Source organism: Spirosoma pollinicola (genome assembly GCF_002831565.1).
In the GTDB taxonomy this organism is placed as follows: Bacteria; Bacteroidota; Bacteroidia; order Cytophagales; family Spirosomataceae; genus Spirosoma; species Spirosoma pollinicola.
Genome location: NZ_CP025096.1, coordinates 4,964,626 through 4,978,377 on the forward strand (window position 1 = coordinate 4,964,626; position 13,752 = coordinate 4,978,377).

A 13,752-nucleotide genomic window follows, 5' to 3' on the forward strand; every position below is an offset into this window, starting at 1 on the left:
TAATACTTATGGCTTGTTGTCGGTATGCCAAAATATAAACCAGCGGATTACGAAGTATTACGACGACGCTGTGTCGAGCTCGATCAGGCGGGCTGGAAACAAGGTCCTATTGCCCAAGCCCTGGGCTTAACTCAAGGCTGGGTTAGTCAGACTCTAAAGAAATATCGTCAACAAGGGCCACTAGCCTTGCAGTGGCGCAAGCCCCCTGGAGCACCCACCCGGTTGACGCCTGATCAGCTTTGCCAGCTTGTTGAAGAACTTAATAAAGGAGCGGAGCATCAGGGTTTTGCGGGGGCAGTTTGGACCCGGCCTCGTATTAATGAAGTCATCAAGAAATTATTTGATGTCAGTTATGATCCTTCTCAAGTCGGTCGTCTGTTGAAGAAAATAGGTTGGAGCCGACAAAAACCACAGCCTAAAGCCCGGCAGCAGGGTGCAGGAGCGGTGGCTCAATGGCGTCAGGAGCGGCTACCCGAACTCAAAAAAAGCTAAAGCCGAAGGGCGGGTAATTCTTTATGTCGATGAAGCAGCTTGCTATCTATTACCACTGTTAGCTCATACTTGGGCACCGTGTGGCCAAACACCAGTGCTCCTCGAGCAAGCCGGTCGTTTACACTTGAGCCTAATTGCTGCTATAGCTCCTAATGGGCGCTTGTATGTAGCTGGGCAAGATCAGCCTTTCACCAGCGAAGATATTGTATGGTTTCTGGGCAAGCTTTGCAGTCGGTATCGAAAACGAGACTTGTTGGTGATTTGGGACGGCGCATCGATCCACCGCAGTGAGGTGGTAAAAACCTTTCTAAAAGAGCGGCCAGGTCGGATTCATTTGGAGCGTTTACCGGCCTACAGCCCTGAACTTAATCCAGTCGAGTTGGTCTGGAGTCAACTAAAACGAAGTTTAAAAAATCAAGTATTTAGCAGTTTAAAAGGACTCGCAGTAGCCGTTTTGGAACAGGTACGGCTTTTAGAGCAAGACCCAAAACTGGTTAAAGCCTTTTTCCGTAAAAAAGAGATAGGCTTTATTACAGGCTAATGCACGGCTCTATATCATCGTTTCTTTTACAGGGGCTCAGTCAGTTTACCTGTATACCTACCGAGCTTATAACGACGGCCATCTTACTGGTTCAATTGGTGATTGGGGGTATTGAAGTATGGGGTATCTACTACGTAACCCGGTTGCACCTCACCAAGTTTTTTTACTGGCATCGGGGTAAATATCCGGATTGGCCCAATCGACCGATCTGGTTTCAAATGGATCGATACGTGTTCCGACCGGAGGTGTTTGCGCTGGTCTTTGTTACATTCTTCTGGCTACAGCTCGGAAATTTTATGCAGCATAATGACTTGCTGGCCCTTCAGAACGGCGGGTGGATCTCGTTGATTCAACTCTGGTTGCCGTGGGTAGGTGGAGCCGTATGGCCAATGGTATCTATTTTTTATCACCGTCAACTCCTGGAATTATAACGATTTATCCAGGATGAATAAGTGAAGTAAAGTAGATAGACGTCAGCAAAAAGCCGCTTCCTAGCAGGGAACGGCTTTTTAGTTGGCTAACAACAAATCGAACGCTTTAGACTGCTTCGATCACTTCGGTTTCCAGTTGTTTTTTCAATTCACTAACCAGCAAGCTTAATTGGGTCAACTGCTTCTGTTTTTTGAAAGGTTGATTCAAATTCTGACTAAAGGCTTTCTGTTGACTAATGGCCCGTTCCAGTTGTTTTTTCCCTACTTCGGGCGCGTCTAACGTTCGATTAATGGCCGCTCGCAGGGACGTACCTAATGCCCATCCGTAGTTAATCTGACCCTTTAGATTTACCCCCCACTGGTAACTGATGGAGTAAATAGCGCGGCCTGTTTCCCGATCATGGCCGGTCCATTCGCCTTTCAACTGTATATCCAAGCCGTTTACCGTAAGCAGACCTGAACTATACGCGCCGTTGGTGCGCCGGGCTTCGGATTTGATTTCGGAGAAATACCGCTCTAGTGGTTCGCTCCAATCGGCTTTACTGGTAAACTGCTGACCATTAAACCCAATCGTTTTAATCATTCCTTCAACCTCATCGGTCGGCACGGCTACGAACTTATTTTTTATGATTTCGGCCTCCAAACTCAATTTTGGCAAAAGCCCGTTTAAATGAACACTTGTGCGCCGGGCTTCTTCAATCATGGATTGTGCGTTCATTAGACCCCGTTGCCACGCCTTTTTCTGCTGATTCAGCCGCGTTAATTCGTGGTTTTTAGCCGTATAAAGCAAGGCGGTCTGAGAGCCGGATAAAGTAGCCATCATCTGTTCATAATTCATCGACGAAAAATCGTCGTCGTCCGATACATCGGCCATTGTTTCAACCGTAGCCCCCCCTTTTAGAACCTGGTTGATAAATTTTTGCTTCATGGCTAACCGTCCGTAACTCGTCGCGTCAAGGGTTTTTTCTACGCCATAGGTTAGTACCTCAACGCATCGTTTCCAGACGGCGAATAAATTACCCTGTCGGATAATTCGCCCGTTCCGCTGTTCAAAATCGGTGGGCCGGTTAGGAGCGTCTAAATGATGGATTGCGGCTAACCGTTCCTGCACGTTTACGCCAACGCCCATGCGTTCACTACTGCCCATCAGAACGCGAATCTGGCCGGTGCGAACGTTGGCAAAAATGGGCTCCCGTTTGTTTTTATCGGCGGGAACGATACAAATTTCCCCGGCGGGAATGCCCAAAAAGCGCAGTTTACAGGCAATTTCATCGAATAGATTGAATTGAGCAGGCGTCACCACAGCACCGGCGGACCGGCCGGGCGTCGCCATCGCACCGGCGAACCGGCCGGTTTCCTCGTCAGCCTCGCCAGCAAACAAGCTGGCTGACGACTTAAATACATCGCAAAAAACTAACTGCGTTCCTTTAACGTCGCTGGTCTGGTGGTAAATCCGGTGTATTTCTGTAACAGCCCGGTTCACTTTATTACCGGGTTCATCCTCGGCGGTGGGATCGATCAAGCGTATATCCAGCGTCGCTTTTTTAGCCCTGCCGTACATCACTAACGGTATATGACTGTTCTCGCGCTTTTCTTTGCCGGTTAACTGCTCGAACCAGCGCAGCGTTTGCCGAATATCAAAAAGTTCAGCCTTAACGCCCGGCGTTTGGGGTAGCAAAATACGGGTAAAGCCGGGATTGGCGGGGGTGGTTTCCGTAGCGGGTTGCGAGGTTATTACCGGCAAAAAGTCGCCGGTTTTAAACTCGTGTACATCATCGGCCAATACAACGTCTACCGACTGCCGGTATAAGGCTGACAATTGGGCAACGTTCATAAACTGCGCCAGTCGTTCCACAGTCTTAAACTGACCCGACGTACTTAATTCAAAAACGGGCACTACCTTACAGAATGTTCCGCAAAACTGGTCAAAGGTGGCTAGTTGCAATTTTTCCAGTCGGTCGCTGGCAATATAGCGTAGCATCGTCCAGGCTTCGGCCATTGTGTTTGAAATAGGGGTTCCCGTAGCCAGAATGACCCGTCCGTTTTTATTTAGAATGGTCCGGCATTTGACCATGGCTTGAAAGGCATCCTGACTCCCGGCTGTGTCGATGCCTTTAATTTGGTACCGGCTGGTTGTAAAGCCAAACCGTTTGTATTTGTGGGCTTCATCCAGAAACAGCGCATCAATTCCTAATTGAGAGAAATTAAGCATCTTATCTTTTTTGCGGCTGGCCTGTTCAAGCCGTTTTGCTTCTATTTTGGCTTTCCGTTTGTTGATTTGTTTAACGCGTTGCTTTCCGCTCCGGCGGTTGGCCCGGCCCTCGGCGGACTGGTCTCTATCGTCGTAGTCAATGCGGCTTAGTTCATCCCGAATTAATTCTTCTTCGATCGCCACATCATCCGGGATAAGCTTTAAGAACGACTGCGGAATAACAATACCGTCGAACCGGTTCGTCGCTATCCGTTGCAGAAACCGTTTTCGGTTGGATGCCTCTAAGTCTGCCGGGGTTGGCTGGTAAACAATTGCGCCGGGGTATAGCGCGCGCCATGCCTTGGCAAAATCCTCGACGGTTGAATTCTGCACGGCAACGAGGGCTTTTGATGCTCTGCCAAGCCGTATCAATTCCATGGCGGTCGAAATGATTTCCCAGGTTTTACCCGTTCCGACCCAATGAGCCAATAGGCAATCTTCCTGTTTTCCCCGCTCAACGGCTTTAAACTGATGGTCACGTAAGGTAATTAACGGGGAGGCACCGGGATAATGGGCCATGGTCGGTTTGGCAAACTGGCGTTCGACGTAGCTATTAAACTGTTCGTTAAATGCGTTTTCTATGGCGGGTGCGTAATGCTCCCGCGCCCATTCGTTAAATTGTACCTGCAAGACTTCCTGTTGCTGTACGGCGGCTGTCATGGCCTCAATGTCCTTGACCTCCTTTTTATTTCCGGCCTCATCCCGCAGCGTTTTGGTAATGACAATAGTACGCTGATTCAACGCCGCTTCGATTAAGTCAAGGGCGGTACGTTCTTTAGTACCTTGTGACTGATTGAGCGCGGAATACCCCGTTTGATTCGCTATACTGTATTCGGCCCGTTGAGGACTATATACGAGTGTTAGTTTTACTGAAAGCAACGTCTGTATCCAGTCGGTTATACAAGCCAGTGGCAACCAGTTCGATCCTAATTGAAAACTAATCAACGATATCGGTAAACTGGGCGGTAATATGGCTTGTAAAGCATCTGCATTGGCCTGTAACTGTGGCTCATCCAGCAATCGGCCTTCCAATAGGGTTAGTTTCTCCCGAATATCCCCCGACAGATACGTACCGGCATCTAGTAACTCATCGGCCCGCTCAGGGTCAATGAAGGCTAGCGCGTTCGTTAAAAGGTAGGTACGGACTTCGCCAATAGGCTTGCCCGTTAGCGTACTGATATAATCCAGATCAATACGTCCGTGGTTAAATAAGGACAGACCTAACCCGTCCTCTACTAAATCAACGTGCGTAATGGTGGTAACGGCTCCAAAAACCCGTTCCCGCAAAATGGCCGATTCAACAATGACTGGTTTTCCTTGGGTATCCAGCTTTTGAATTTCAAGCGCCTGAACGCTTAAAAACTGACCGTCTACGGATTCAATCCAGTTTAGCGACCGATTGGCGGACAATCGCCCGTACGTGGTGACAAAGAACGTATAGTGGTCTTGTAGCTCCTGACGTAAGGAATCACAAACGGAATCGGGCTGATTCTGTTCCGCCTTTAACAAATCAAAGAACAGGCGTTTTAGGGTCGAATAGGAACGGTATATACTCTGCTTGCTCCACATCCGGCCCCGAATTTTCACGGTTCCGCCCAAAGCGGGATTTATACGTTCCGTGCGTTCTTCGGGCAACTTTGCCCCTGTTTGACCAAACCGGCTGGCGGCCCCCTGTAGCTGGTTACCTAAGTGAGTTACGGCTTCATCCAGGCGGGTAGCCAGTTCGCTACTGCGTTCCAGAAATAACGTCTGGCGGTCGCCCCGGTAGAGCCCTCCCTTTCCTACTTCGCTGGCAAAGGTCATTTCCCCTAACATCCTATGGGGGTTTTCAACGTAATATTGGTTGACCTGAATGCTTGGCATAACGGGGGGGTCGTCCTGGTCTTCCCCCTCGCTAATCAGTGTTCGCAGCGTAGCCGTATTGACAAAGGGTTGGGCAAACGAGGTACGAGCCTGATTTTCGGGCCGCTTTTGAAATAGTAAAATATCCGTCGTTACTTCGGTGCTGGCGGTTTTATCAAAGGCGCTGGAGGGCAGACGAATGGCACCCAACAGTTCCATGCGCTGTTCATCCAGTTTAAGGCGAAAGGCTTTACTACCGGCATCCAGCGTGCCCATTGACGTAATGAAACAAACCATTCCACCGGGAACGACAAGCCGGGAGGCTTTACCGATAAAATAATTATGAATGTGAAACGAACACCAATCCCTGTCCACGGCATCAAAAACCGTGTAATCCCCGAACGGCACATTGCCAATAATTAGATCGTACTTGCCTCGTTCCAGCGGGGCCACCTCTACCCCCGTTGCGTGGGTAATCACTTCGGGATAAAGCAGCGCTAAAATAGCGGCTGACAGGGGGTCTTTCTCCACGGCGGTAATCGTAGAGGCTTGCCGTAAATGGTCGGGCATAGCCCCGATGAAATGACCTGTACCGGCGGCTGGCTCTAAAATTCGGCCTCCCTTGAAGCCTACTTTCTCCACTAACGCCCAAATTCGTTTAATGACCTCAATGCTGGTAAAGAATGCGTTTAATGTGCTCTGCCCGGCCCGTTCCCGCTCCAAAGGTGTCATTAACGAATCGGCCTCCATTCGCAGATTCTTATATTTCCGGTGCCAGCGGTTTTGTTCTTCGGTCTGCACGTCTGCGTCGGTAGCTTTGTGGGTTATCTCATCCCATAAAGCCGCTAAACTGCCCCATCCGCTAAAACGGGCCAATTCGTTACACTGCTCCGGTGTGGGTTGCTCCTGATTGGCAGTAAGCGATTTACAGAGGGCAATAGCCGCCAGATTAGCGCGTATCCGGCCTATTTCCCCCGTTGGGGCGGGTTCTTGCTGTAAGGTAAACCGTTGAATTTGTGGCGAAACGATCTGGTTAACCGCTCGAACAGCAGGAACCAGTTCGGGTGCAACTTGTAGCAATACGTCAAATAAACTGAGTTGAACGGGTGCGCCCTGTTGCGAAGTTGCCGGGCGTTTGGATTTGAGCGATTTCATACGATTCCTAGGTGTTCTCTTTGTTGTTTAGCATATAAAAATACCCATATGCCGACCAAGAAACCCCCTAAGACCTTTTCGCTAACTAACTAAAATTCAACCCTTTACCCTGTTATAGTAGGCCCGTAGGGCCTTTATTTCGAACGTATTCCAACTTGCCCATCCGAGTTTCGTTCATTCTTTACTCATGAAGCTGGTGAGGTGATGTCGACAAAAATTGATAAGGCCTCGGGTTCATAAGGGGATTATTCCGAGATTTAACCCACTGGAAGGAGCGTTGAAGGAAACCCAAAGCAACCGCTAATAAACTCGTGTAGACCACGCCCTAACTACCCCGAACAGCCATCGCCAATTCATACGGTTACGACCCAGAATGGAACTGCATGAGAACGGATAGTGGAATCAAAAATGTCGTTAAATTTCGGCTAACCGGAACCGCTGCGGCGGGCCGTGCCCGATGGCAATTTAATGGTGAGTTTCTACTACTTGAATATCGCCAGCCAGGAGGCCGTCAATTGGCATATTGCCGAGCAACTGGTTGAAGGTAGGCTGATGGCTGAAGTCCTATATGAAGGAAATTTGCAGAATAATACCGCCTATTCAGCTGCGATTTACCGACTCCTTGAACGGGTCGAAGTATACGTCAACTGCGTCCGGATCGAACGGGTAAAGTAGGGCCATTAAGTGCATTGTATTGACAGGTATATACCAGAACCAATATAGGCTAAATTAGGCAACACGATATGATGAGTTTTGAAATAGGTCGGCCATTTCCGATCGATCGCTACCAGGCCACTGGGCAGGAATCGATTAAAGCCCTGATGACGGGCGGCTTGTTTGACATCTTGTTTTACTCGCTCAACCCCGTCGACGACCGCGCCCTGTTCAACCGGGGCCTGCTTCGGTACGGTCTCTACGAACGGGAGGGCCTCCCGTTTTTTCTGATCGAGTTTCCTGGACACTTCAGCTTTGACGTTCCACTTAATATCCGTAAAATCGATCCGGATGCGGTCGCGGACTGGGTCAAGAGCGACGCTAACGGCTTGACGCTTTACTTGCTCAATGCCCACTCGAATATCATCGAAGGGATACGATTCATTGGTTTGCGGCCCGAGCTGATAGCCCAACTCCGGCAAGTCAGCCGTGAGCAGCTGGCCCGCTACCCGACGCCCCCTGCTGTCGAGGAGGGCTTTAATCACATCTACGCCCACACGAGCATTGACCAGATGGTGCGGGGCACGACGATATACTTACTCTAAACCGGACACCCCATGAATGCCAGATCGGTCAGTCATTATGCCTTATTTTCATCTGGCTGTTTGTCGAGTGAAGTTTTAAGGCGTTTCAGTACCTCAACTGAATTTTCATTACCTTGTCGTGTAGCTTCTATTGTGGTATTGATGGTCTTAGCCAGATTATCAGTCGATTCCCAAGCCGATATTTTATGATACGTAGCGGCCCATTGCTTACTGATAAACCAGCTTATAAGTGCTTCTTTCTCTTCATTCATAATTCAAAGATAGTTACCCTGTTGTTGGTAGGTCTTCCCGGCGGGAAAGAAAGCACCCTGGAGAGTATTCTTGCGGAGCTATAACCTTCTCGTCCCCTTTATGACCCATTTGCTTAGAAAAACGTCAACTTACTGACCTTTTCGTCATTTGGTAGAAAAATCAGTCTCACAAACTCATCTAAAATGTGAGATTTTGATTTTGTTTAGTGAGATGACAATTTGAGACCGAGGCTCGAACAGAATGACTTTGCTAGGACAGCTACTTTACATATCTCTTTGAACGGGCGATTTCTGAAACAGTAATTAACCTTACGTTTTGTACTTTGGCTTACATAACGTTCATTCATACGACATCAAAGACATGGAAAACCTAGTATCGAAAGTTAAGAAATTACAGATGGCTGTAGTTGCTCTAATTAGCTTGAATTTGTTCTTCCTAGTCACCTCTTATAAGCCCAAAGAATCTAAACATGAGAAGTTTGAGGAAATTAGCGTGGACCGAATCAACATAGTGGACAAAAAAGGTGTCACCAAAATGGTCATTGCTAGTCAAGACATGCTACGCAAGGATTCCAAAGATCCGGGAGTAAGTGAAGGATTCACTTACTCAGGTATGTTATTTCGGAACGAAGAAGGCGAAGAATGTGGCGGGCTAATTTTCAATGGAAAAAAGACAAAGACAGGCCAATCGGCTGATGCAGGTTTAACTTTAGACCAGTACAACCAAGATCAAAACGTAGTGATCGAACACAATGAGACAGTAGATCGTGCTGAATCTTCGATCAAAGATGGGCTAACTGTAATTCAGCGCCCTGACTACACCAAACGACGTGATGAATATAAGAAGTACGAAGAAATTGATAAACTGATGCAAACTACCGCTCAAAAAGATTCTTTGCGAACCTATTATGCTACTCAAGGTGTAACGAGTCGACGTAGACTATTTGTCGGTATTGAACATGGGGTTAAAAGCCAAAAGTCATACAACGAGGCAGGCTTATTTATTCGTAATAAGGCAGGGGCCAATGCCATTAAGCTTTACGTAGACGATAATAACATCCCTCACTTCGAGGTGTATGATCTAAGTGGGAAGAAGAAGGTATATGAGTTAGACTTAAAAGAAAAAAAATAGATTTCTATAGAAGCTATATGACAAGAAAAGTTTAATGCCAAACAATCAGAGTTGTTTGGCCTAAGCTACTGATTAGATTGAACAGATGTTAAAAAATCACCGTCGCACAATTCGCTCCCTCATAAGACGAAGAAGCGTACACGGGCCCGCTTCATCAGTAGAGTGTGTAAAGGAACAACTGATTTAGGAGTTACGGCAAAATCTTGTTACTAGGATTGTTCAGTTTGGGTATCCCGTTCCCATCCAACGGAGCCGGTGGGAACGGGATAGCCTCGGTAGCGGCCCTCAGTCCGGTAGTTCGTCGATACTGCGTGGCTCGATCCTAGGCTGGGCATTCATCTGGTGGCGATACTGACTCGAGGTCTCATACGCCAGTTGACGAGCCCGCATGATGCTACCCAGCGGCCGGTGGTCGGGCAGGCAGTGAAAGGGATTGAACGTCAACACATCATCGGCGTACACCCGCCGGGCCGGGCTGTACGCATTCTGGGCTGGGATCACCAATTTGCCAATCGGCTGGTAAGGACTTTGATCCTGAGGCCACTCCACCGACCCGTCCTCCACCGGCATACGGGTTAGATCGGTGCACAGCTGGGCGCGTAGTTCATACTCGGCCCCTTGGTTCACGAAAAAAGAGACCACTAAGTCACGCAGAGCCGAATCGTTACGGGCATCAATCTCTTGGCCCCGCAGGGGTTGCAACGCTTCGGATAGGGGTACCGCCGATAGTTTGGCGATATAGTCCCCGTAACGTAGAGCGGCCATGCTGAAAAAGGTTTCCCCTAGAATATGCGTATTGGCCTTTCCAATGCCCAGGTCATTGGGTTCCGGCTCCAGCCCCACCACATCCAGCAGTTTGTGAACGCTGGTGATCAACTTTGACTGAGCCTCTTGCAGTTCTTCGGGTAGTCCGGCTTGCTTCTCTAGTTTTAGCTGCTGCTTGAGGTAGGCTTCCACCGTACCGGTTGGAATGATGGGATGGTTGACCAGCAGAAAGTCCTGGGTGAGGGCATCCGCCTGGTCGGGCAAAAACTTGGGGCCCTCAACGCCGATCACCTTGATAGCCATGCCCCGGAATGTGGGCTGTCCATCGGGCATGATAGCCCCCGGTGCGGTCGATAGCCGAACGATAATTGGATACGTAGCAGGCGTTTTGAACAAGCCCTGGGCTAGTGGCTGGGGTAGGTTGTCATAAATCTGTAATTCGCCCCGCAAAATACCATGGCTTTTGGCGTGGGCGTCGCGAATCGCATGCCGATGCTTCTCGAACATGAGCCGGTTGACACGGGCCATCGAGTCAACGACCTGGCGGGTTTGTTCGTCCTCGTTAGGCTGTTTCACTTCAACCGCGTCCGAATAAGGGACATAATTGGATTGGTTGGTTGTCATATACTAAATTGCTAGGATGAGGGCTAGAGCTAGTAGCCGTAGTCGATTCACCGCGTGAACCAGCCACAGCCCTAAAGATTGAGAAACGGGTTAGTTGGCTGAAGGCATTTCCTCCGGCTTAGAGAGCATACCGGCCATGATGCCAAAAACGCCCGCTACCAGAAAGGTATTGCGCGCTTTGGCATGGCCTGAAAAGCCAAACAACCAGGGAGCGCTCAAGGCGAATAGCCCCACGGCGGTGTCAGCAATCAGATGACCTTTGAAGGGAATAACTTTGGCTAGTCCCCACTCGGCGCGGGTTAAGAGGCTAGTGGCCAGAATGCTGCCGCTCAAGACGCGGGTTAGAACAACGGCTGTTGGTTGGTCGTCAAAGCCCACCAGGGCGGGAGCTGCCGCCACCATGGGCACGTACGAGTAATCGGTGAAGCCGTGCTGCTGACGGCTGATGGGTTTTTTCATACCGGTTGAGGGGTTGCAGGGGTGACGACAAACTGATTGTTGACCTTTACGGATGTATAGGGCGTCAGCTTATGGCTAGATAAACGTAGATGTCAAAACATGGTTTTAATTTTTTCTGAAGAATGAACGCACCCGCTGCCTTAACGAACGGGGTACATTGGTAAGTCTTTAATTTGGTTAGTCTCAACAGGCGTGTCCTTATTTGGAAAATTCGGAGGGGTTGATCAGCGGACCGCCGCCGCGGCTGATTTCGAAAAAGGCGGGCAGGCTGTTTCGCCTCGAAAATACCGCGCCACGGCGGCCAATTTAAGTAGTTGATAATCTTATTGTTAGGTTTACATTGTTTTGAGAAGCCAGATGGCCGCCGTGGCGCGGTCAGTTTGCTACGAAATCGACTGGTCAAGAGCCCTGAAATCTCCAGGGTAAACAGTAGGCCATAACAACAATGTCGATGCTATAAACAGCCAGTGCCTTGTTCCAATAACTACTTTGATGGGTAGGCCAAATCGTTATATTTGTGAAAATATAACGATCAACTCAGTCCAATACATGCAACATCGGGTTTACGTATCATTTCTTAGCCTACTGGTTTCGGTCACCGCATTTTCTCCTTCAGTTTTTGCTCAACTCGCTACGGGCACGGATTCCAGTCGCACCTTTCGATTAGGGGAAGTAACGGTACTGGGGCGTCGTAGTCTGGACTCAACCAATACAGCGCTGAGTCAGCAGATCGAAGCCTTCAACCGGCTCGATGTAGGACGGGCCCTCAACTTATTGCCCGGTGTAACGCTCTCTAACGTAGGCGCCCGCAACGAATCCATGGTGTATGTCCGGGGCTTTGATCTGCGGCAGGTACCGGTTTTCATTGATGGAATTCCAGTCTATGTACCCTATGATGGGTACGTGGATCTGGGGCGGTTTACCACCTTCGATCTGGCTGAAGTGAATGTCTCGAAAGGATTTTCGTCCGTGACGTACGGGCCTAATACCTTGGGCGGAGCCATCAACCTGGTATCGCGCCGACCTCAGAAAAAACTGGAGTTCGATGGGCGAGCGGGTTTTCTGAGTGGGCAGGGCCACCGGCTCAACCTGAACCTGGGCAGTAATCTGGGCAAATTTTACGTGCAGGGTTCGGCTTCGCAACTCAAACAGCAAACCTTTCCGCTATCGGAGGATTTTGTCCCCCAGACTCAGGAAGACGGCGGCAATCGGGAGAATTCGTACCGGAATGATCGGAAATACAGTTTGAAAGTTGGCTTTACCCCCAACGCGATGGACGAATACACCCTCAGTTACATCAATCAGCAGGGAACCAAGGGAACCCCGCCCTACGTGGGAGCTGATTCCCGGCAGGTCGCCCGCTTCTGGCAGTGGCCCTACTGGAACAAAGAAAGCTGGTACTTTATCTCCCGAACGGCCCTGACGGCGAGTAGCTACCTGAAAGTTCGGCTGTTCTACGATAAATTTAAAAATTTGCTGAGTGCCTTTGATAACAATACGTACACCACCCAGCAACGGGGCTCGTCCTTCAACAGCTATTACAACGATGATACCCAGGGCGGTTCGCTTGAATACGGCAATCGGCTTGCTACGAGCCACAACCTGAAAGCTTCATTTCATTATAAACAGGATCGTCACCGCGAAAACAATGCCGGCGAGCCGGTGCGTACGTTTATTGATCAGACCCTATCCGCCGGTGTAGAGGAGGTTTGGGCAGCGGGCAAACGCGTATCGCTGGTTCCCGGGATCAGCTACAATCGTCGGCAAAGCCTGCGGGCCCAGAACTACGAGAGTTCGACCAAAACCATTTCAGCTTTCCCAGGCAATAACAGCGACGCGCTGAATGCCCAGGTGGGTCTGTTCTACAATCCGAGCCAACAGCGGCAGCTCAGTCTGACGGTAGCCCGGAAAACCCGATTTGCGACGGTAAAAGACCGCTATTCGTACCGCATGGGCGCGGCTATTCCCAACCCGGACCTGAAAGCGGAATCCGCTCTCCATCTGGAAGCGGCCTATGCCGATCAGCTGAGCCCATTGGTATCGCTGCAGGCCAGTGCGTACTACAGTCGCTTGAGGGATGCCATTCAACAGGTCAACAATGTGCAGCCGGGTATTTATCAGTTTCAGAATACCGGACAAGCGGAGTTCTACGGAGGCGATGTCTCCCTGAAGATACCAGTCAGTACGATGTTTCAGGCTGGCGTGCAGTATTCCTACATTCACCGCCAAAATCTGAGCAATCCCGATCTGAAGTTTGTGGACGTGCCCGATCACAAACTCTTCGTTTACGCCCAAGCCCAACTCCTGCGTCGAGTGGTGCTACTTGGTAATGTCGAGTATGACTCGGATCGCTATAGCACCAGTTACGGCACCCAGGCGGCCAGTTTTATGGTTGTGAACGCCAAGGCTTCCGTTCGACTACACCGCTACGTGAGTCTGGAAGGGGGAGTGAACAATCTCTTTGACCGAAACTATGCGCTGGCCGAAGGGTTCCCCGAGCCGGGCCGCAATTTCTTTGTTAACCTAGCCATCAGTAATTTATAAAAAGCC

Annotated in this window: 11 protein-coding genes; 6 read left to right on the forward strand and 5 right to left on the reverse strand. The window is 49.6% G+C overall.

Features of this window, described 5'->3' with window-relative positions; all coding sequences use genetic code 11:
• The first annotated feature begins 24 nt into the window (after positions 1–24).
• From CWM47_RS39330 to CWM47_RS20885, 3 genes are read left to right on the forward strand one after another with little or no spacing between them, the layout of a single operon-like run.
• Positions 25–492, forward strand: coding sequence for a helix-turn-helix domain-containing protein (locus CWM47_RS39330; protein WP_240625374.1), 468 nt, complete (start codon positions 25–27; stop codon positions 490–492).
• A complete protein-coding gene (locus tag CWM47_RS39335; RefSeq protein WP_240625376.1) occupies positions 434–1,033 on the forward strand; it encodes an IS630 family transposase in 600 nt (199 codons plus the stop codon). The genes CWM47_RS39330 and CWM47_RS39335 overlap by 59 nt, the downstream gene beginning before the upstream one ends.
• A complete protein-coding gene (locus tag CWM47_RS20885; protein ID WP_100990134.1) occupies positions 1,033–1,464 on the forward strand; it encodes a hypothetical protein in 432 nt (143 codons plus the stop codon). Before CWM47_RS39335 ends, CWM47_RS20885 begins: the two co-directional genes overlap by 1 nt.
• Positions 1,465–1,570: 106 nt before the next feature.
• Here the strand turns inward: CWM47_RS20885 and CWM47_RS20890 are convergent, their stop codons facing one another.
• Positions 1,571–6,712, reverse strand: a complete 5,142-nt coding sequence (locus tag CWM47_RS20890) for an SNF2-related protein (protein ID WP_100990135.1) — start codon at positions 6,710–6,712, stop codon at positions 1,571–1,573.
• Between the two features lie 468 nt (positions 6,713–7,180).
• On the opposite strand from CWM47_RS20890, the gene CWM47_RS20895 reads away from it, so the two are divergent.
• Entirely contained in the window at positions 7,181–7,387 is a 207-nt protein-coding gene (locus tag CWM47_RS20895; protein WP_240625377.1) for a hypothetical protein, read from the forward strand.
• 5 nt (positions 7,388–7,392) lie between these two features.
• Here the strand turns inward: CWM47_RS20895 and CWM47_RS38210 are convergent, their stop codons facing one another.
• Both CWM47_RS38210 and CWM47_RS20905 read right to left on the reverse strand, forming a co-directional pair.
• Positions 7,393–7,911 carry a hypothetical protein gene (locus CWM47_RS38210; protein ID WP_157816013.1) on the reverse strand — a complete coding sequence of 173 codons (519 nt, stop codon included), beginning with the start codon at positions 7,909–7,911 and terminating at the stop codon, positions 7,393–7,395.
• A 95-nt stretch (positions 7,912–8,006) separates the two neighbouring features.
• Positions 8,007–8,222, reverse strand: coding sequence for a hypothetical protein (locus CWM47_RS20905; protein WP_100990137.1), 216 nt, complete (start codon positions 8,220–8,222; stop codon positions 8,007–8,009).
• Between the two features lie 361 nt (positions 8,223–8,583).
• Between CWM47_RS20905 and CWM47_RS20910 the strand changes: the two genes are divergently transcribed.
• Entirely contained in the window at positions 8,584–9,354 is a 771-nt protein-coding gene (locus tag CWM47_RS20910) for a hypothetical protein (RefSeq protein WP_100990138.1), read from the forward strand.
• A gap of 285 nt (positions 9,355–9,639) precedes the next feature.
• Here the strand turns inward: CWM47_RS20910 and CWM47_RS20915 are convergent, their stop codons facing one another.
• Both CWM47_RS20915 and CWM47_RS20920 read right to left on the reverse strand, forming a co-directional pair.
• A complete protein-coding gene (locus CWM47_RS20915; RefSeq protein ID WP_100990139.1) occupies positions 9,640–10,743 on the reverse strand; it encodes a catalase family protein in 1,104 nt (367 codons plus the stop codon).
• 90 nt (positions 10,744–10,833) lie between these two features.
• Positions 10,834–11,202: an SPW repeat domain-containing protein gene (locus tag CWM47_RS20920; protein WP_100990140.1), complete on the reverse strand. Its 369-nt coding sequence runs from the start codon at positions 11,200–11,202 to the stop codon at positions 10,834–10,836.
• 549 nt (positions 11,203–11,751) lie between these two features.
• On the opposite strand from CWM47_RS20920, the gene CWM47_RS20925 reads away from it, so the two are divergent.
• Positions 11,752–13,746, forward strand: coding sequence for a TonB-dependent receptor plug domain-containing protein (locus CWM47_RS20925; protein WP_100990141.1), 1,995 nt, complete (start codon positions 11,752–11,754; stop codon positions 13,744–13,746).
• Positions 13,747–13,752: the final 6 nt, after the last annotated feature.

Bases quoted from the DNA above. Each gene is read 5' to 3' on its own strand.
- CWM47_RS20910 (WP_100990138.1), top strand. From the start codon at position 8,584: ATGGAAAACCTAGTATCGAAAGTTAAGAAATTACAGATGGCTGTAGTT.
- CWM47_RS20895 (WP_240625377.1), top strand. From the start codon at position 7,181: ATGGTGAGTTTCTACTACTTGAATATCGCCAGCCAGGAGGCCGTCAAT.
- CWM47_RS39330 (WP_240625374.1), top strand. From the start codon at position 25: ATGCCAAAATATAAACCAGCGGATTACGAAGTATTACGACGACGCTGT.
- CWM47_RS20925 (WP_100990141.1), top strand. From the start codon at position 11,752: ATGCAACATCGGGTTTACGTATCATTTCTTAGCCTACTGGTTTCGGTC.
- CWM47_RS20915 (WP_100990139.1), bottom strand. From the start codon at position 10,743: ATGACAACCAACCAATCCAATTATGTCCCTTATTCGGACGCGGTTGAA.
- CWM47_RS20920 (WP_100990140.1), bottom strand. From the start codon at position 11,202: ATGAAAAAACCCATCAGCCGTCAGCAGCACGGCTTCACCGATTACTCG.
- CWM47_RS20890 (WP_100990135.1), bottom strand. From the start codon at position 6,712: ATGAAATCGCTCAAATCCAAACGCCCGGCAACTTCGCAACAGGGCGCA.
- CWM47_RS20905 (WP_100990137.1), bottom strand. From the start codon at position 8,222: ATGAATGAAGAGAAAGAAGCACTTATAAGCTGGTTTATCAGTAAGCAA.
- CWM47_RS20885 (WP_100990134.1), top strand. From the start codon at position 1,033: ATGCACGGCTCTATATCATCGTTTCTTTTACAGGGGCTCAGTCAGTTT.